The sequence below is a fragment of the Amycolatopsis sp. NPDC050768 genome (assembly GCF_040654155.1).
Classification (GTDB): domain Bacteria; phylum Actinomycetota; class Actinomycetes; order Mycobacteriales; family Pseudonocardiaceae; genus Amycolatopsis.
The window spans coordinates 173454-189550 of the sequence record NZ_JBFAHL010000021.1; the positions used below are offsets into that span (position 1 = coordinate 173454).

The 16097-nt window shown below is 70.2% G+C and carries 17 protein-coding genes; 13 read left to right on the forward strand and 4 right to left on the reverse strand.

Annotated elements, in window-relative coordinates:
* The first annotated feature begins 18 nt into the window (after window positions 1–18).
* Window positions 19–987, forward strand: a complete 969-nt coding sequence (locus tag AB0H62_RS42420) for an SMI1/KNR4 family protein (protein WP_360592071.1) — start codon at window positions 19–21, stop codon at window positions 985–987.
* Here the strand turns inward: AB0H62_RS42420 and AB0H62_RS42425 are convergent.
* Complete coding sequence (locus tag AB0H62_RS42425; protein ID WP_220237928.1) at window positions 984–1328, reverse strand: oxidoreductase; 345 nt, start codon at window positions 1326–1328, stop codon at window positions 984–986. The two genes, AB0H62_RS42420 and AB0H62_RS42425, sit on opposite strands and share 4 nt — an antisense overlap.
* A 182-nt stretch (window positions 1329–1510) precedes the next feature.
* On the opposite strand from AB0H62_RS42425, the gene lpdA reads away from it, so the two are divergent.
* The 5 genes from lpdA (at window position 1511) to lipB (ending at window position 7228) form a co-directional block, all read left to right on the forward strand.
* Window positions 1511–2884 (forward strand): dihydrolipoyl dehydrogenase, encoded by a 1374-nt coding sequence (gene lpdA, locus AB0H62_RS42430; RefSeq protein ID WP_220237927.1) that lies wholly within the window; start codon window positions 1511–1513, stop codon window positions 2882–2884.
* Between the two features lie 56 nt (window positions 2885–2940).
* Window positions 2941–4740: a 2-oxoglutarate dehydrogenase, E2 component, dihydrolipoamide succinyltransferase gene (gene sucB, locus AB0H62_RS42435; RefSeq protein ID WP_360592072.1), complete on the forward strand. Its 1800-nt coding sequence runs from the start codon at window positions 2941–2943 to the stop codon at window positions 4738–4740.
* Window positions 4741–4977: 237 nt separating this feature from the next.
* On the forward strand, window positions 4978–5862 hold the full coding sequence (locus AB0H62_RS42440; RefSeq protein ID WP_220237925.1) for a TIGR01777 family oxidoreductase: 885 nt from the start codon (window positions 4978–4980) through the stop codon (window positions 5860–5862).
* Window positions 5859–6488: a phosphatase PAP2 family protein gene (locus AB0H62_RS42445; protein ID WP_220237924.1), complete on the forward strand. Its 630-nt coding sequence runs from the start codon at window positions 5859–5861 to the stop codon at window positions 6486–6488. The genes AB0H62_RS42440 and AB0H62_RS42445 overlap by 4 nt, the downstream gene beginning before the upstream one ends.
* Entirely contained in the window at window positions 6485–7228 is a 744-nt protein-coding gene (gene lipB, locus AB0H62_RS42450) for a lipoyl(octanoyl) transferase LipB (RefSeq protein WP_360592073.1), read from the forward strand. Before AB0H62_RS42445 ends, lipB begins: the two co-directional genes overlap by 4 nt.
* A gap of 65 nt (window positions 7229–7293) precedes the next feature.
* Here the strand turns inward: lipB and AB0H62_RS42455 are convergent, their stop codons facing one another.
* The gene (locus tag AB0H62_RS42455; protein ID WP_220237922.1) at window positions 7294–8226 is read right to left on the reverse strand and encodes an LLM class F420-dependent oxidoreductase; all 933 of its coding nucleotides are present in this window, start codon (window positions 8224–8226) and stop codon (window positions 7294–7296) included.
* A gap of 141 nt (window positions 8227–8367) precedes the next feature.
* The gene (locus tag AB0H62_RS42460; protein WP_220237921.1) at window positions 8368–8988 is read right to left on the reverse strand and encodes a TetR/AcrR family transcriptional regulator; all 621 of its coding nucleotides are present in this window, start codon (window positions 8986–8988) and stop codon (window positions 8368–8370) included.
* Between the two features lie 132 nt (window positions 8989–9120).
* On the opposite strand from AB0H62_RS42460, the gene AB0H62_RS42465 reads away from it, so the two are divergent.
* The 6 genes from AB0H62_RS42465 (at window position 9121) to AB0H62_RS42490 (ending at window position 14722) form a co-directional block, all read left to right on the forward strand.
* The gene (locus AB0H62_RS42465) at window positions 9121–9657 is read left to right on the forward strand and encodes a hypothetical protein (RefSeq protein WP_220237920.1); all 537 of its coding nucleotides are present in this window, start codon (window positions 9121–9123) and stop codon (window positions 9655–9657) included.
* A 34-nt stretch (window positions 9658–9691) separates the two neighbouring features.
* Window positions 9692–10642: an oxidoreductase gene (locus AB0H62_RS42470; RefSeq protein ID WP_360592074.1), complete on the forward strand. Its 951-nt coding sequence runs from the start codon at window positions 9692–9694 to the stop codon at window positions 10640–10642.
* Between the two features lie 37 nt (window positions 10643–10679).
* The gene (gene lipA / locus AB0H62_RS42475; protein WP_220237918.1) at window positions 10680–11681 is read left to right on the forward strand and encodes a lipoyl synthase; all 1002 of its coding nucleotides are present in this window, start codon (window positions 10680–10682) and stop codon (window positions 11679–11681) included.
* Between the two features lie 139 nt (window positions 11682–11820).
* Window positions 11821–12474, forward strand: a complete 654-nt coding sequence (locus AB0H62_RS42480; RefSeq protein WP_360592075.1) for a DedA family protein — start codon at window positions 11821–11823, stop codon at window positions 12472–12474.
* Window positions 12475–12538: 64 nt separating this feature from the next.
* Window positions 12539–13408 (forward strand): patatin-like phospholipase family protein, encoded by an 870-nt coding sequence (locus tag AB0H62_RS42485; protein WP_354884985.1) that lies wholly within the window; start codon window positions 12539–12541, stop codon window positions 13406–13408.
* Between the two features lie 108 nt (window positions 13409–13516).
* Entirely contained in the window at window positions 13517–14722 is a 1206-nt protein-coding gene (locus tag AB0H62_RS42490) for an Ig-like domain-containing protein (protein ID WP_220237915.1), read from the forward strand.
* A gap of 247 nt (window positions 14723–14969) precedes the next feature.
* Here the strand turns inward: AB0H62_RS42490 and AB0H62_RS42495 are convergent, their stop codons facing one another.
* Window positions 14970–15428 carry a MarR family transcriptional regulator gene (locus AB0H62_RS42495; RefSeq protein WP_220237914.1) on the reverse strand — a complete coding sequence of 153 codons (459 nt, stop codon included), beginning with the start codon at window positions 15426–15428 and terminating at the stop codon, window positions 14970–14972.
* Window positions 15429–15490: 62 nt separating this feature from the next.
* On the opposite strand from AB0H62_RS42495, the gene AB0H62_RS42500 reads away from it, so the two are divergent.
* Window positions 15491–15859 (forward strand): VOC family protein, encoded by a 369-nt coding sequence (locus AB0H62_RS42500; RefSeq protein ID WP_220237913.1) that lies wholly within the window; start codon window positions 15491–15493, stop codon window positions 15857–15859.
* Window positions 15860–16097: the final 238 nt, after the last annotated feature.

Genomic DNA, 16097 nt, shown 5'->3' on the forward strand with positions numbered 1-16097 from the left:
TGTGGCACCCTCGCGACCATGGACCGTGACGCCTACCTCGAAGCCGCGATCCGCGACGTCCTCACCTCCGACGAGCCGACCCTCGACCGCCGCGTCGGGCACGCCGCTCTGCTGCTCGCCACAGCGGGCGCCGACGCCGACCGGCTCGTCACGCACTGGCGCGCGGTCACGGGCCGCCCGGTCACGCAGCTCGCCGACGACGCCGTGCGGGCGCGCGCGTGGGCGATGCTGTTCGAGGCGCGCGGCAACCGTCCACAGTGGGCGGACGAACTCATCCCCCTCGATCTCGACGCGGAAGAGTCGGCGCACCAAGCCTTCCTGACCCGCCGGGTGTCCGATCTGGACGGTGTCTTCGACGGCTCCCCCGTCGCGGGCGTCGTGTCCGCACTCGCCCCGGGCCGCCCCGACCGCGTGCGCACGGCCCTGGCGGAGGGCGACCTCGAGGCGTGGGCGGAGCTCGTTGCCCAGCACCCGGCCCCGGACGTCGCCGCCCTGGCCGCGACGCGCGCGCTGGCCTCACGGCTCGTCGCCGGCGCCGATCCGCTGGACCTCGGCCCGGAGTGGCCCGGCCAGTGCGCCGGCGCCCTGGTCGCCGCGCTGCGCGAGCGCTACCCGACGCAGCCGGACAGCTGGCCGGAGCTCGTCGCGGCGATCATGCGCGAACGCGGCCAGACGGCCCCGCCACCGGCGTCCGAAGGAGACCTCCAAGAGGCCGAACGCCAGCTCGCCACGGCATTGCCCGCCGACTACCGCGAGTTCCTCCGCACAACGAACGGCCTCCCCGACGACGTCACCTTCCCGCGCCTGCTGCCCGCGCACGAACTCCGCGCCGACAACGGAGTCGTCATCGTGTCCGACCCCGCACTCGTGCTGCTGACCGCGACCGGCCACGCCGTGGAGGTCGACCTCGCGTTCGGCAGTACCGCGCACCCGACATTCCGCGCGCTGCTCGAACACCACCTCGGTCTGCTCGAAGCCTGCCGCTAGACCTGGCCGCGCTTCTTCCGCTCCGTGTATTCACGCATGCGCTTGGGGTAGCCGACCCGCGACACCTCGTACACGGGAATCGACCGCTTCTCGCCGAAGTGCAGTGCCGCCTGGAGGCTGCCGATGCGCCGGCGGGTCCACTCGCCGTCGTGGGCGATGAGGACCACAGTGGCTTCCGTCACGGTGGTGCGGGGCTCGACGTACGCCTCCACGCCACGCCGCGACGCGGCCCATTCCTCCAGGTGACGGGTGTCTTCGGAGGTGGCCTTGCGCATCGTTCCCGGACGTCTGCCGCCTCGGCCTCGCCGACGCAGCGAGTCGAAGATCCCCACTCCGACCACCTCTCTTCCTGCAGGAGTACGAACTCCATTATTCCCACGATCAGGTGTGGTCGGTGTCGCACGGCCGGGTTGGTCGGCCGGATCGGCGTAGTGACAAGATGGCTGGTGTCGCGCGCGCGGTTATACCGGGGCTGCGCGACAACCGAGCTTCACCCCTACACCGCTGCCGAGGAGTTATTGAAGTGAGCGACACCTCCGCCGACCTTGTGATCCTGGGAGGCGGATCGGGCGGCTACGCCGCGGCTTTCCGCGCGGCCGAGCTGGGCCTTTCCGTCACGCTGATCGAGAAGGACAAGCTGGGCGGGACCTGCCTGCACCGTGGGTGCATCCCGACCAAGGCCCTGCTCCACGCCGCCGAAGTCGCCGACGAAACTCGCGAATCGGAGTCGGTCGGGGTCAAGGCCGTGTTCGAAGGCATCGACATCGCCGGGGTCAACAAGTACAAGGACGGCGTCGTCGCCCGCCTGTACAAGGGCCTCCAGGGTCTGGCCAAGGCCCACAAGGTCAACCTGGTCGAGGGCACCGGCACGTTCGTCGGTGGCACGACCGTCGAGGTCGAGGGCACCCGCTACACGGGCAAGAACGTCATCCTCGCCACCGGTTCGTACTCGCGGACCCTGCCCGGCCTGGAGCTCGGCGGCCGGATCATCGCCAGCGAGCAGGCGCTCGCGCTCGACTGGGTGCCGAAGAAGGTCGTGGTGCTCGGCGGCGGCGTGATCGGCGTGGAGTTCGCGAGCGTCTGGGCCTCCTTCGGCGTCGACGTCACCGTGGTCGAGGCTCTGCCGCGCCTGGTGCCCGCCGAGGACGAGTTCGCCTCCAAGCAGCTCGAGCGCGCGTTCCGCCGCCGCAAGATCGCCTTCAAGACCGGCGTGCGGTTCACCGGCGCGAAGCAGGACGACAACGGCGTGAGCGTTTCGCTGGAGTCCGGCGAGACCATCGACGCCGACCTGCTGCTGGTCGCCGTCGGCCGCGGCCCGAACTCCGCGGGCCACGGCTACGAGGAGGCCGGCGTCCAGATCGACCGCGGCTTCGTCCTCACCGACGACCGCCTGCGCACGAACCTGCCGAACGTCTACGCCGTCGGCGACATCGTGCCGGGACTGCAGCTGGCCCACCGCGGCTTCCAGCAGGGCATCTTCGTCGCCGAGGAGATCGCCGGGCTCGCCCCGCGCGTGATCGACGAGAAGGGCATCCCGCGCGTCACCTACTCGCACCCCGAGGTCGCCTCGGTCGGGCTCACCGAGTCGCAGGCCAAGGAGAAGTACGGCAACGACGTCACCACCTACACCTACGACCTCGGCGGCAACGGCAAGAGCCAGATCCTCAAGACCTCCGGTGGCGTGAAGCTGGTCAAGGCGCCCGACGGCCCGGTCGTCGGCGTGCACATGGTGGGCGACCGCGTCGGCGAGCTGATCGGCGAAGCGCAGCTCGTCTACAACTGGGAGGCGTTCCCGGAGGACGTCGCCCCCCTCATCCACGCGCACCCCACCCAGACCGAGGCCCTCGGTGAAGCGTTCCTCGCCCTCGCGGGCAAGCCGCTGCACGTGCACAGCTGACGTCTCACCAGCAGAATCCAAGACACGACTTACAGATCAAGAGGAGTCAGCGAACGATGGCCTACTCCGTCACGTTGCCGGAGCTCGGTGAGAGCGTCACAGAAGGCACCGTCACCCGGTGGTTGAAGCAGGAAGGCGACACCGTCGCGGTCGACGAGCCGTTGCTCGAGATCTCCACCGACAAGGTCGACACCGAGGTCCCGTCCCCCGTGGCCGGCACCCTGGTGAAGATCAGCGCCGGTGAGGACGAGACCGTCGAGGTCGGCGGCGAGCTCGCGGTGATCGACGACGGCACCGGCGGCGTCCCCGCCGCTGCCGAGCCGCCCGCCGCGCCCGCGCAGGAAGCCGCTCCGGAACCGCAGGCGGCGCCCGAGCCCGAGCCGACGCCGGCGCCCGCCGCGCAGGCTCCTCAGGCCGAGGCCCCGTCGCGTCCGGACACCGCGCCGGCGTCGGGTGGCCAGGGCACCGAGGTGAAGCTGCCCGAGCTGGGCGAGAGCGTCACCGAGGGCACCGTGACCCGCTGGCTCAAGCAGGTCGGCGACCCGGTCGAGGTCGACGAGCCGCTGCTCGAGATCTCCACGGACAAGGTCGACACCGAGGTCCCGTCGCCGGTCGCCGGCACGGTGCTCGAGATCCGCGCCGGTGAGGACGAGACCGTCGAGGTCGGCGGGGTTCTCGCGGTGATCGGTGCCGCGGGTGCGGCTCCGGCCGCCGCCCCGGCGCCCGCCGCTCCGGCCCCGGCTGCCCCGGCGCCGGCCCCGGTTCAGGAGAGCAAGCCCGCTCCTGCCCCGGCGCCTGCCGCGCCCGCCCCGGCGGCTCCGACTCCGGCCGCTGCTCCGGCTCCGGCCGCTGCTGCCCCGGCCGCCAAGGCCGAGGACAACGGTTCGGCCGACGGCCCGTACGTCACGCCGCTGGTGCGCAAGCTCGCGTCCGAGCACGACATCGACCTGGCGACGCTGACCGGCAGCGGTGTCGGCGGCCGCATCCGCAAGCAGGACGTGCTCGCGGCGGCCGAGGCCAAGCAGAAGGCGGCCGCTCCGGCGCCCGCGGCTGCTGCCCCGGCCCCGGCCGCGCAGGCCCCGGCCGCGGCTGCCCCGTCGGCTCCGGCCGCCGTCTCGCCGGACATCGCCGCCCTGCGCGGCACGGTGCAGAAGGCCAGCCGGATCCGGCAGATCACGGCCACCAAGACCCGCGAGTCGCTGCAGATTTCCGCGCAGCTCACGCAGGTGCACGAGGTGGACGTGACGAAGATCGCCAAGCTGCGCCAGCGCGCGAAGGCGGCCTTCCGCGAGCGCGAGGGCGTGAACCTCACGTTCCTGCCGTTCTTCGCGAAGGCCACAGTCGAGGCGCTCAAGCAGCACCCGAACGTCAACGCGTCCTACAACGAGGACACGAAGGAGATCACCTACCACGGCGCCGTGCACCTGGGCATCGCGGTGGACACCGACCGCGGCCTGCTGTCGGTCGTGATCCACGACGCGGGTGAGCTGAGCCTGGCCGGTCTCGCGCACCGTATCGCCGACCTGGCGGCGCGGGCCCGGGCCAACCACATCAAGCCGGACGAGCTGACCGGTGGCACCTTCACCGTCACGAACATCGGCAGCAACGGCGCCCTGTTCGACACGCCGATCATCGTGCAGCCGCAGTCCGGCATGCTCGGCACCGGCGCCGTCGTGAAGCGCCCGGTCGTCGTGTCCGACGCCGAGGGCAACGACACGATCGCCGTCCGCTCGATGGTGTTCCTGCCGCTGACCTACGACCACCGCCTGGTCGACGGCGCCGACGCCGGCCGCTTCCTCACGACGATCAAGCAGCGTCTGGAAGAGGGCAAGTTCGAGGACGAGCTCGGCCTCTGACGCGATAGCCGGTCTGTCGAAGGCCTCGCACTCCCCAGGGGTGCGGGGCCTTCGCCGTTCCCGGGTGTCCGATGTAGACGGTCGGCCGCGGTCCGCCGTGGCGGAACCGGCGGCCGGGCTGGGCCACTGGCGGTGCCACGGTCACCCCCATCCTGTCCATTCCGGACGGTCCCGCACGGGGTCGCCGACCACGGGCCGGGGGTGCGGAACACGCACGGATAGGACACGATCTCAGGCATGCGGGTACTCATCGCGGGGTCCGGCGGGCTCATCGGCACGGCACTGGCGGCGCGGCTGCGCTCGGCCGGCCACGACGTACGCCGCCTCGTGCGGCGCACCGCGCGGGCGGCCGACGAACACGGCTGGGACCCGCCATCGGCGCGAATCGACGAGGGCGCGTTCGACGGGGTCGACGCCGTCGTGAACCTCTGCGGCGCACCCCTGCTGCCGGGCCGCTGGAGCGCGATGCGCAAGCAGGTGCTGCTCGACAGCCGCGTCGAGCCCACGGAGGTGCTCGCCGAAGCCGTGGCCGAGCACGGCGTGAAGGTGCTGGTGAACGCCTCCGCCGTCGGCTTCTACGGCAACACCGGTTCCCACGTGGTCGACGAAACCGCCGGTACGGGCACGGGTTTCCTGGCTGAGCTCTGCACGACGTGGGAAAGCGCGACCGCCCCCGCCGCCACGGCCGGCGCCCGCGTGGTGCTCGTCCGCACCGGCCTCGTACTCGCGCGCAAGGGCGGCCTGCTCGACGTGCTGCGGCCGCTGTTCGGCTTCGCCCTCGGCGGCCGACTCGGCGACGGCCGCCAGTTCATGCCGTGGATCTCGCTCGACGACGAGGTCGGCGCCCTCGTCCACGCGCTGGAGCACGAAACGCTGACCGGCCCGGTCAACCTCGCCGGCCCCGCGCCCGCCACCAACGCCGAGTTCACGAAAGCCCTCGGCCAAGCCCTGCACCGGCCGGCGCCGTGGTGGGTTCCGGGGGTCGCGCTGAAGCTCGCGCTCGGGCAGGCCGGCGAGGAAATGGCGTTGTACGGCCAGCGCGCCGTTCCACGGCGGCTGGAGCACACGGGTTACGAGTTCCGCCACCGCACTCTGGAGAGCGCGCTGGCCGCCGCGACATGACCGTGCCGCGCGTCCGCTGGATCGCGACGGGCGTGGTGCTGTTCGCCGCTTTCGTCGCGCTGGGCCTACTCGTCGACCGGCAGCCGCTGCAGCTCGACATGGAGGTCGCGAATGCGTTGCGCGGCGAGGACACGCACCCGGCCGGGCTGGTCGCGGGGGTTGTCACGAACGTCCTCGGCCCCGTGCTGCCCTGGGTGCTGGGCGTCGCACTGCTCGCGCTGGTGTTGCGGGACCGCTCGAAGCTGTCGCTGTGCGTGCGGCTGGCCGTCGTGCTGGTGCTGTGCCGGCTGACGAGCCTGGCGTTCAAACCCGTGTTCCTGCGCCGGCGTCCGCGCGAGTACCCGGACCTGAGTTACCCCAGCGGCCACGTCGTCGCGGTGGCCTCGACCGGACTGGTCGTGGTGCTGGTGTGTGGCTGGTTCGCACCGCGGTTCGTCCGGTGGGCGGTGGGGATCGCCGTGGCCGCGACCGTCGTGGCAGCGGCCTGCCGGATCGTGCTGGGTGTGCATTGGGTCACGGACACCGTCGGCGCCGCGCTCGCGGTGCTGGGAATGGGCCTGGTGTCGGCGACGGCACTGCGGCTCGTGCCCTTTCGCAGGCCCGACGGGCGTAGCCTCGACGAGTGAGTTCTTCGACCGATTCCTGCCGTGCCGCCACCGAACCCGTCGTAGTCCGGGAGCTCGGCACGATCGACTACACCGAGGCCTGGGACCTGCAGCGCGAGATCCTCACCGCGCGCGCCGACCAGACCGGACCGGACACCCTGCTGCTGCTTGAACACCCGTCGGTCTACACCGCCGGCAAGCGCACGGAGCCCGAGGACCGGCCGGCCGACGGCACACCGGTGATCGACGTGGACCGCGGCGGCAAGATCACGTGGCACGGCCCCGGCCAGCTCGTCGGTTACCCGATCATCGAGCTCGCCGACCCGATCGACGTCATGCACTACGTACGACGGCTCGAAGAGGCGCTGATCGTGGTGTGCGAGCAGCTCGGTGTGCACACCGGCCGCGTCGAGGGCCGCAGCGGCGTGTGGATCCCGGCCGACGACCGCGGCATCGAGCGCAAGATCGCCGCCATCGGCATCCGCGTGCAGCGCGGCGTGACCATGCACGGCCTCGAGTTGAACTGCAACGCCGACCTCGGCGCGTTCGACTCGATCGTGCCGTGCGGCCTCCGCGACGCCGGTGTCACGTCGCTGTCGTATGAACTGCAGCGCGACGTTACCGTGGCCGAGGTGCTGCCGATGGTGCGCGACGCCGTGCTGGCCGCGCTCGAAGGTGAGCTGGTCGTGAGTGACGACCGCTGGCTGCCGCGCCCGGAAGCGCCTTCGGCGCCGGGCGTCACCTTCGCCCTGCAGAACTGAGAACTCGTGAGGGGCTGCACTGCGTTCGAATAAGAACCGAACCGGCGCCGCCCCTCACGAGTGAGTCACAGCTGCGGTGCCACGTCCGAGGCGATGAACTCGAGGTGGTCCAGGTCCTGCAGGTCGAGAACCTGCAGGTAGAGCCGCGTGATACCCGTCTTCTCACGCCACTGGCCGATGCGGTCGACGACCTGGGCCGCCGTGCCGGCCAGGCCGGACTCGCGCAGCTCACCGAGGTCACGGCTGATGGCTCCGGCCCGGCGCGCCACCTCGGCGTCGTCGCGGCCGATCGCGACGGTGAGCGCCACCGAACGCAGGATCTCCTTCGGGTCGCGGCCCACGGCCTCGGCCGCGGCGGCCACGCGCTCGAACTGCGCCAGCGCGGCTTCCGGGCTCGCGAACGGCAGGTTGAACTCGTCGGCGAAGCGCGCGGCCAGCTCGGGCGTGCGCTTCTTGCCCCCGCCACCGATGATCACGGGCGGCGCGGGCGACTGCGCCGGCTTCGGCAGCGCGGGCGAGTCGACGACGGTGTAGTGCTCACCTGAGAACGAGAACATCTCGCCCACCGGCGTCTTCCACAGGCCGGTGATGATCTCCAGCTGCTCGGCGTAGCGGTCGAAGCGCTCCTTCAGCGGCGGCAGCGTGAGCGCGTAGGCGGTGTGCTCGGTGTCGAACCAGCCCGCGCCGAGGCCGAACTCCACGCGCCCGCCCGACATCTGGTCGACCTGCGCCACGGAGATCGCGAGCGGGCCGGGGTGGCGGAACGTCGCGGCGGTGACGAGCGTGCCGAGCCGGATCCGCTTGGTCTCGCGGGCGAGCCCGGCCAAGGTGATCCACGCGTCGGTGGGCCCGGGCAGGCCGTCGCCGTCGCCCATCTTCAGGTAGTGGTCGCTGCGGAAGAACGCGTCGAAACCGGCGGCCTCGGTCGCTTGGGCGACGCGCAGGAGGTCGTCGTACGTGGCGCCCTGCTGGGGCTCCGTGAAGATCCTCAAGTCCATGGCGCCAGCCTAGCTGTGCCGATCGTTTCCAATCCGACCACAGTCACGGCCGAATGGCTTCGCAGCAACGGTTACGTGCCGCGCGGGGGGTCGGCCTGCTTTTGGCCGGATTGGCAACCACGGCGCTGTTCAGGACGCCGCTCAGCTCGCGGCCGGTCGCTCCCCCGCCTCGCCGGGCTGGCGCAGGCGCAGCAGCATCCGCACGATCACGTCCTCGATCTGCTCACCGATCTTCTTCGGGTCGGTCGCGCTCGCGATCTCCGTGGCCGCACTGGACAGCGCGCCGAACAGCAGCCGCGCGGTGATGTCGACCGGCACGGGCTCGACCTCGCCGGCGTCCACGAGCGACTGCAGGCCCGCCCGCACGAGCCCGAAGCTGCACTGCTCCTCGGCCTCGCGCCAGCGTTCCCAGCCCATCACCACTGGCGCCTCGTGGATCGCGATGCGCTGGTAGGCCGGGTCGAGGCAGCTCTTGATGAACGCGTTGAGCGCGCCCAGCACCCGTTCCCACGGCGTGCCGGGGCCGGTCATGATCTTCTCCAGCCGGTCGTAGACCAGGCTTTCCACGGAGTCGAACGCGGCTTCGAACAGAGCCTGCTTGCCGCTGAAGTGGTGGTACAGCGCGCCCTTCGTCACGCGGGCGCGTTTGGCCACCTCGTCGAGCGAGGTACCCGCGTAACCGCGTTTCGTGAACAGCTCGACGGCGCTGTCGACCAGGGCGGATCGTGTGGACTCCGAGTAGTCGAGTCGTCTGGACCTCATTGTCGGCACCCTCACAACCTTACGCCGGACGGCGATCTCCATACCCATGGTATGTTCACTGCGTCAGGTCCGTACCGGGAGTATGCCGCAAACCCGCGGTACGACCCGGGCCACGGAAGGGGAGCCCACACCATGAGCTGGACCGACTTCTACCGACGCCGGGAGATCCTCGAGGCGGCCGTGCGCTATGCGCAGCGCACCCCCGGTGAGCCGCTCGTTCTCGCCGAGATCCCCGGCGCCACCGACGTTTTCGGCTGTGAAGAGAACTTGCTGCTGGCGCTGCAGTACAAGTGGACGCAGGTGCTCGGGGGGCACCTGCGCGCCGAGCTGGCCGACCCGGAGGACGCCGCGGCCGACGGCGTCGGCGACCAGGTCGACACCGTTTCCCGCGCGTGGCGGCGCGCGCAGTCCGAGCACGAGACGCTGCGTGCGGTGCTCGACGGCGCGCTGACCCGGCACCCGTCGCTGGTGAACCTGCACGAGGGCGAGCTGCGCACGCTGGCGCTCACAGCGGGGCTGGCCGGGCCCGGCGAGCCCACCGAGGAGATCACCCGCGTCGGCTACGCCTTCGATTCGCTGGTGCGCGCCGGCAGCGACCGCGCGGACCGCCCGGTGCGGCGGCGCAGCCCCATGGGACACCTCATGCGCCTGCTCGCACCCAGCGCGTGACCGCGTAGTTACAGGCGTGTAGTTAGGTGAACGCATGAACCGACGCTGGACCGAGGCCGACCTGGCCGACCAGACCGGCCGGACCGTCCTGGTCACCGGCGCCAACTCGGGCCTCGGTCTGCGCACGGCGGAGGTCCTCGCCGGCCACGGTGCGCGGGTGCTGCTCGCGTGCCGCTCGGCCGAGCGCGGTGCTATCGCACTAGAGCGCGTTCGTTCGCTGGCCTCCGGCGCCGAGCCCGAGCTCGTGCCGCTGGACTTGGCCGACCTCGCGTCGGTGCGCAAGGCGGCGACGACGGTGCGCGAGCTGACCGGTGACGCGCTCGACGTGCTCGTGAACAACGCCGGCCTCATGGGCCCGCCCAAGGGACAGACCGCCGACGGCTTCGAGCTGCAGTTCGGCACCAACTACCTCGGGCCGGCCGCGCTCACGTGGCTGCTGATGCCCGCGCTGCGCGGCGGCACGGCGGCGCGGGTGGTCACGCTCTCGAGCATGGCGGCCACCGGCGCGCGCATCCGGCTGGAAGACCCGAACTTCGAGCACGGCCGGTTCAACACGGGTGCCGCCTACGGGCAGTCGAAGCTCGCCGACCAGATCTTCGGGCTGGAGCTCGACCGGCGGCTCCGCGCGGCCGGTTCCCCGGTGATCAGCGTGCTCGCCCACCCCGGCTACACCGAGACCGGTTTGCAGACCGGCATGGCGAAGTCCTACCCCAACCCCGTCGTGCGCGCCTTGATGCTCGGCACGATGCATGTCGGCAACCTCGTGCTGGCGCAGGACCTCGCGCACGGGGCGCTGCCGCAGCTCTACGCGGCCACGCAGCCCGACGTCGAGGGCGGCGACTACTACGGCCCGGATCGCCTGTTCGGCGCCCGCGGGCATCCCACGAAGGTGCGCCCGCTCGCCGCCGCCCGCGACCTCGCGACGGCGACCGCATTGTGGGACTTGACGGCCCGCTTGACGAACGTCACGCCCGACCCGCAGTAGGCGATTCGCCCGGTACCGCGGGCGTAGTGTGGTGGACGTGACTGCTGCGCCTGAAGGGCGGAAGTTGCTGCGGCTCGAGGTCCGCAACAGCGAGACGCCCATTGAGAAGAAGCCGTCGTGGATCAAGACGAAGGTGCGGATGGGGCCGGAGTTCACCGAACTCAAAGGCCTGGTGCGGCGTGAAGGCCTGCACACCGTCTGCGAAGAAGCCGGCTGTCCCAACATCTACGAGTGCTGGGAAGACCGCGAAGCGACGTTCCTGATCGGCGGGGACCAGTGCACGCGCCGCTGCGACTTCTGCCAGATCGACACCGGGAAACCGTCCGCCCTCGACCGCACCGAGCCGCGCAAGGTCGCGGAATCCGTGCAGGCCATGGGTTTGCGGTACTCGACCGTCACGGGCGTCGCGCGCGACGACCTGGATGACGGCGGCGCCTGGCTGTACGCGGAGACCGTCCGGCAGATTCACGAGTTGAACCCGGGAACCGGTGTCGAGCTGCTGATCCCGGACTTCAACGCCGACCCCGAGCAGCTGGCCGAGGTCTTCGGCTCGCGGCCGGAGGTTTTGGCGCACAACGTGGAGACCGTGCCGCGGATCTTCAAGCGCATCCGTCCCGGGTTCCGCTACGCGCGTTCGCTGGAGGTCATCACCAAGGCCCGTGAGGCCGGTCTGGTGACGAAGTCGAACCTGATCCTCGGCATGGGCGAGACGCCCGACGAGGTCGGGTCCGCGATGCGCGACCTGTACGAGGCGGGCTGCGAAATCCTCACGATCACGCAGTACCTGCGGCCCTCGCCGCGGCACCACCCCGTGGACCGCTGGGTGAAGCCGGAGGAGTTCGTGGAGCACTCCCAGACGGCCGAGGCGCTCGGGTTCAGCGGCGTGATGGCGGGACCGCTCGTGCGCTCCTCCTACCGCGCCGGACGGCTCTACGCGCAGACCAAGGCCCACCGCGGTGAGGAGCTGCCGGAGAACCTGGCGCACCTGGCCGAGCAGGGTCCGGCGGCGCAGGAAGCCAGCTCGCTGCTCGCACGCTGACCGGCGTTCGCTTCGTGAAGGGCCCGCTCACCTCGAGCGGGCCCTTCGTCGTTCCCGGCCCCTACGGGCAGTCCCTGGGAAGTCCCCCAGGTCGGGCCGAGCGCAGTGACGGATTCCAAAGAATCCGTAAAGTTACCTTGTGGCTTTGGTAACGGATCTCCTGAACTGGCTGCAAGGACTCCCGGAACCGGGCCTTGTCGCCGCGGCCGGCGGGCTCGTGTTCGCCGAGTGCACCATCGGCCTGGGGTTCATCGCTCCCGGCGAGTCGGCGCTGCTCATCGCGGCGACGACGGCGACCACGACACCGCGGTTCCTCACGCTGTGGGCCGTGGTCACGGTGTGCGCGGCACTCGGCGACTCCGTCGGCTACGCACTCGGCCGCCGGTTCGGACCACGGCTGCGCGAGACGAAGCTGATCCGCAAGTACGGCCTCGACGCGTGGGACAAAGCCGCCGGCGTGCTGGAGCGGCGCGGCGCTTGGGCGGTGTTCTTCGCGCGGTTCCTGCCGGTGCTGCGGACGTTAATGCCGGCCGCCGCAGGCGCGTCACGGCTGCCGTTCCGGAAGTTCCTGCCCGCGACGGCCGCGGGCGCGCTGTGCTGGTCGCTCGTGCACATCAGCCTCGGCGCGGCGCTCGGCGAGGCGGCCAAGAAGGTGGAGGGCGCGCTCAGCACGGGCTTCCTCGTGGCGGCGGCCGTGGTCGTCGGGGTGCTGGTGTTCTTCCTGGTGCGCATGAAGAAGCGCAAGGCACTGGCGCCCGAGCCGACCGAGGAACCGGTCCGCGTCGCGGAGTGATCCGGTGCGGCATCACACGTCCGTGACGCCGCCGTGAGCGCTCACGCTTACTACATTCGGCGGTATGACCCCACTCGATCTCCCCGGGCCGGTGGCGTTCGTGCTCGGCGGCGGAGGGAGCCTGGGCGCGCTGCAGGTCGGGATGCTGCGCGCGCTGGACGAAGCCGGTGTGACACCCGACCTCGTGGTGGGCACGTCGGTGGGTTCGCTCAACGCGGCCGTGCTGGCGCTGCCCGGTGCCGACCGGCTCGGGCGCCTGCACGACATCTGGAAGCACATGACGAAGCACGAAGCCTTTCCCGGCGGCGTGTTCAGCCAGGTGCGCACGCTTCGTCACAGCAAAACGAACCTGTTCCCCAACACAGGTCTCACGAAGATCATCGACGACCACCTCGGCCCCGGCCGGCGCTTCGAGGACCTGGAGCTCCCGCTCGGCGTGGTGACCACGGACGTCGACACGGCCGAGCCGGTGCTGTTCCGCACGGGGCCGGTGCGCGAGCCGCTGCTGGCCAGCTGCGCCATCCCGGGGATCTACCCGCCGGTGGACTACGACGGCCGGCTGCTCTACGACGGCGGCCTGGTGGCCAACGTGCCGATGCGCCAGGCGCTCGCGATGGGCGCTCGCTCACTTGTGGTCCTGGACTGCGCGTTTCCGGGCAAAATGCCGGGTGCACCGCGCACGTTCGCCGAGGTGATGATGTTCACCGCGTTGATCAGCATGCGCAACCAGGCGGCGCTGGAGGCGCCCGCGGCGGCGCGGCGAGCACCCGTGGTCTACCTGCCCGGGCCGGCGCCCGTGCGGGTCAGCCCGCTCGACTTCACGAAGACGGACCAGCTCGCCGACGAGGCCTACCATTCGGCCCGTGACTACCTGAAGGAACTGGTCGTCGACGGCCCCGGTCTGTACGGCGCGCCAGGCCTTGTCACAGCGTGATCCACGCCACTGCGATGCACCTATCCGCTGCGTGGGGCGTCTTCCTGATCGCGTAGTTTTGGAATGGAAGAAGCCTGCCGGCCCGCGATACCCCGCAAAAGAGACAAAATGTTCCCGAAGAAGACTTTCCTTTCGGTTGCCGGAATTCTCGCGGCAACCCTGCTGGTTTCGGCCTGCTCCTCCGGTGGGGACACCGGGGGCAGCGCATCGCCCGTGACCCCGGGTGGCACGAGCGCGGCCTCCGCGGCCACGCCGGCGACGGTGTCGATCGACCCGGCCGACGCCTCCGGGATCAGCCCGACCACCCCGATCGTCGTCAAGGCCGCCAACGGCAAGCTGACCGACGTGACGGTGACCAACTCCAAGGGGAAGTCGGTCGCCGGCAAGCTCGCGACGGACGGCTCCAGCTGGACCAACTCCGAGGTGCTCGGCTACGGCGGCACCTACAAGATCGTCGCGCACGCCCAGGGCACCGACGGCAAGCCAGTGGAGAAGGACGGCAACGTCACCACGGTTTCGCCGTCGAAGCAGGCGAACGCGAACCTGATCCCGGCGCCGTCGGCCGTGAAGTCGACCGGTGTCGGCGTGGGGCAGCCGATCGTGTTCAGCTTCGGCGTCAAGGTGAAGAACAAGGCCGCCGTGGAGAAGGCCCTGTCGGTGGAGTCGTCGCCGCAGCAGGAGGGCAGCTGGTACTGGATGGACGACCAGAACGTCCACTACCGGCCGAAGGAGTACTGGCAGCCGAACACCACACTGACTGTCTCGGCGAAGATCTACGGCGTCGACTTCGGCAACGGCGTGTTCGGCGCCGAGGACCGCACCGAGACGTACAAGGTGCACGACTCCTGGATCGCCAAGGCGGACGGCAACACCGAGCAGATGCAGATCTTCCACAACGGCTCGATGGTGAAGACCATGCCGATCTCCATGGGCAAGGACGCCACGCCGACGCACCTCGGCCCGCACGTGATCTCGTTCAAGCAGGCGAACTACACGATGGACTCCTGCACCTACGGTGTCTGCCCGCCCGACCCGAAGGCCTACCGCTCCGACGAAAAGTTCTCCGAGCGCATCTCGAACGACGGTGAGTTCGTGCACGAGAACCCGAACAGCGTCGGCCAGCAGGGCAGCTCCAACGTGTCCCACGGCTGCATCAACCTGAACGCCGCCAACGCCGAATGGTTCTTCCAGAACTTCGGCCTCGGCGACGTCGTGGAGGTCACCAACTCGGGCGGCCCGCAGCTCCCCGTGTGGGACCTGTACGGCGACTGGTCCAAGTCCTGGACGGACTGGCAGAAGGGCTCGGCTCTCTGAGCCTTGGGGAACCTCCGCCTTGGGGTGAGGCACGCGGGTGATGGACTGGCGGAAGGCGCCGGAGCGATTGTTGCTCCGGCGCCTTTCTTGTTGTCTGGGGCGCTGCGTGGGTTGTGTGCCGGGGTTTTGTGGCTCGTCGCAGAAGAGGGTGCAGTCGGGGTCTGTCGGTTTCGAGGTTGCCTGCACGGACTTTCATGCTCGGCTGCACGCCTATCCGGGCGCGGCGAGACGTGCGTCAGGGAACGAGCTATGCACCGTCGTTGCCATCGCGCAGGGAATGGATCATGCTCCGCAGGCTCCGGAACGCGCCTGACTGCTCGGCCTCCGTCATGCCGGCCAGCATTCGGACCTCGACGGACCGGACCGCGACGGTCGCCTTCTCAAGGCTCCGTCGGCCGCGAGGCGTGAGCCGCGTGGGAAGAACCTTTCCGACGGGTGCCTCCGCAGGCCTGGTCACGTGGCCCTCTCGTTCCAGGGCCTGGAGCAGCACGTTCATCGTCTGCCGGGTCACGAACGCGCCCCGCGCGAGCTCGGAGTTCGACAAGCCCGGTCGTTGAGCCAGCAGCTCGAGGCAGGAGTAGTGCGTCACGCTCATCCCGAGCGGCCGCAGCACCTCCTCCATGGCTGCGCGCAGGACACTCGACGCCTCTTTCAGCAGGTAGCCCAGGGACGTCTCCAGGTCGACGCCAACACCGTCTTGACTCATGTCAGCATTCTGACATAAATTGCCCGTGTCAGAAACCTGACACGAAACGAAGGAGCGTCACCATGCCCGCCACCGGCCCAGACTTCATCTCGCTCCAAGCGCGCGACCTCGACGCTTCACAGGCGTTCTACGAGCAGTACCTCGGCCTCGTCCGCTCGCCGGCCGGACCTCCGCACGCCGTCGTCTTCGAGACGAAGCCGATCGCGTTCGCGCTCCGCGAAGTCGTTCCCGGCACCGATCTCACATCCGTTGCCCAGCCCGGCATCGGTGCCGCGATCTGGCTCCACGCCACAAACGTCCAGCCCATTCACGATGCGCTCGTCGCCGACGGTCACACCATCGTCTCCGCACCGATCGACGGCCCCTTCGGCCGGACATTCACCTTCGCCGACCCCGACGGCTACCAAGTCACTCTCCACGACCGCACCTGATAGGCCGAGGGCTGATGCCGCGGTCCACAGTCAAGGGCGCTCGATGGACGGGGCCGCCGGGGGATGGTCCGTTAGACCGGCCGGCGGCGGTCGAAAAGGTGTGGAAATAGAGTTAGGCCCCGGGAGAACCGTGAAGATTCTCGACCGGGGCCTAACCCTGACATTTAGTTCGGCGGCGTCCTACTCTCCCACAACCCTTCGGTTGCAGTACCATCGGCGCTACCAGGCTTAGCTTCCG

What these genes read in the sequence shown, in the direction of transcription:
- AB0H62_RS42420 (WP_360592071.1), top strand. Translation starts at nt 19, where the DNA reads ATGGACCGTGACGCCTACCTCGAAGCCGCGATCCGCGACGTCCTCACC.
- sucB (WP_360592072.1), top strand. Translation starts at nt 2,941, where the DNA reads ATGGCCTACTCCGTCACGTTGCCGGAGCTCGGTGAGAGCGTCACAGAA.
- AB0H62_RS42440 (WP_220237925.1), top strand. Translation starts at nt 4,978, where the DNA reads ATGCGGGTACTCATCGCGGGGTCCGGCGGGCTCATCGGCACGGCACTG.
- AB0H62_RS42445 (WP_220237924.1), top strand. Translation starts at nt 5,859, where the DNA reads ATGACCGTGCCGCGCGTCCGCTGGATCGCGACGGGCGTGGTGCTGTTC.
- AB0H62_RS42455 (WP_220237922.1), bottom strand. Translation starts at nt 8,226, where the DNA reads ATGGACTTGAGGATCTTCACGGAGCCCCAGCAGGGCGCCACGTACGAC.
- AB0H62_RS42460 (WP_220237921.1), bottom strand. Translation starts at nt 8,988, where the DNA reads ATGAGGTCCAGACGACTCGACTACTCGGAGTCCACACGATCCGCCCTG.
- AB0H62_RS42465 (WP_220237920.1), top strand. Translation starts at nt 9,121, where the DNA reads ATGAGCTGGACCGACTTCTACCGACGCCGGGAGATCCTCGAGGCGGCC.
- AB0H62_RS42470 (WP_360592074.1), top strand. Translation starts at nt 9,692, where the DNA reads ATGAACCGACGCTGGACCGAGGCCGACCTGGCCGACCAGACCGGCCGG.
- AB0H62_RS42485 (WP_354884985.1), top strand. Translation starts at nt 12,539, where the DNA reads ATGACCCCACTCGATCTCCCCGGGCCGGTGGCGTTCGTGCTCGGCGGC.
- AB0H62_RS42490 (WP_220237915.1), top strand. Translation starts at nt 13,517, where the DNA reads ATGTTCCCGAAGAAGACTTTCCTTTCGGTTGCCGGAATTCTCGCGGCA.
- AB0H62_RS42495 (WP_220237914.1), bottom strand. Translation starts at nt 15,428, where the DNA reads ATGAGTCAAGACGGTGTTGGCGTCGACCTGGAGACGTCCCTGGGCTAC.
- AB0H62_RS42500 (WP_220237913.1), top strand. Translation starts at nt 15,491, where the DNA reads ATGCCCGCCACCGGCCCAGACTTCATCTCGCTCCAAGCGCGCGACCTC.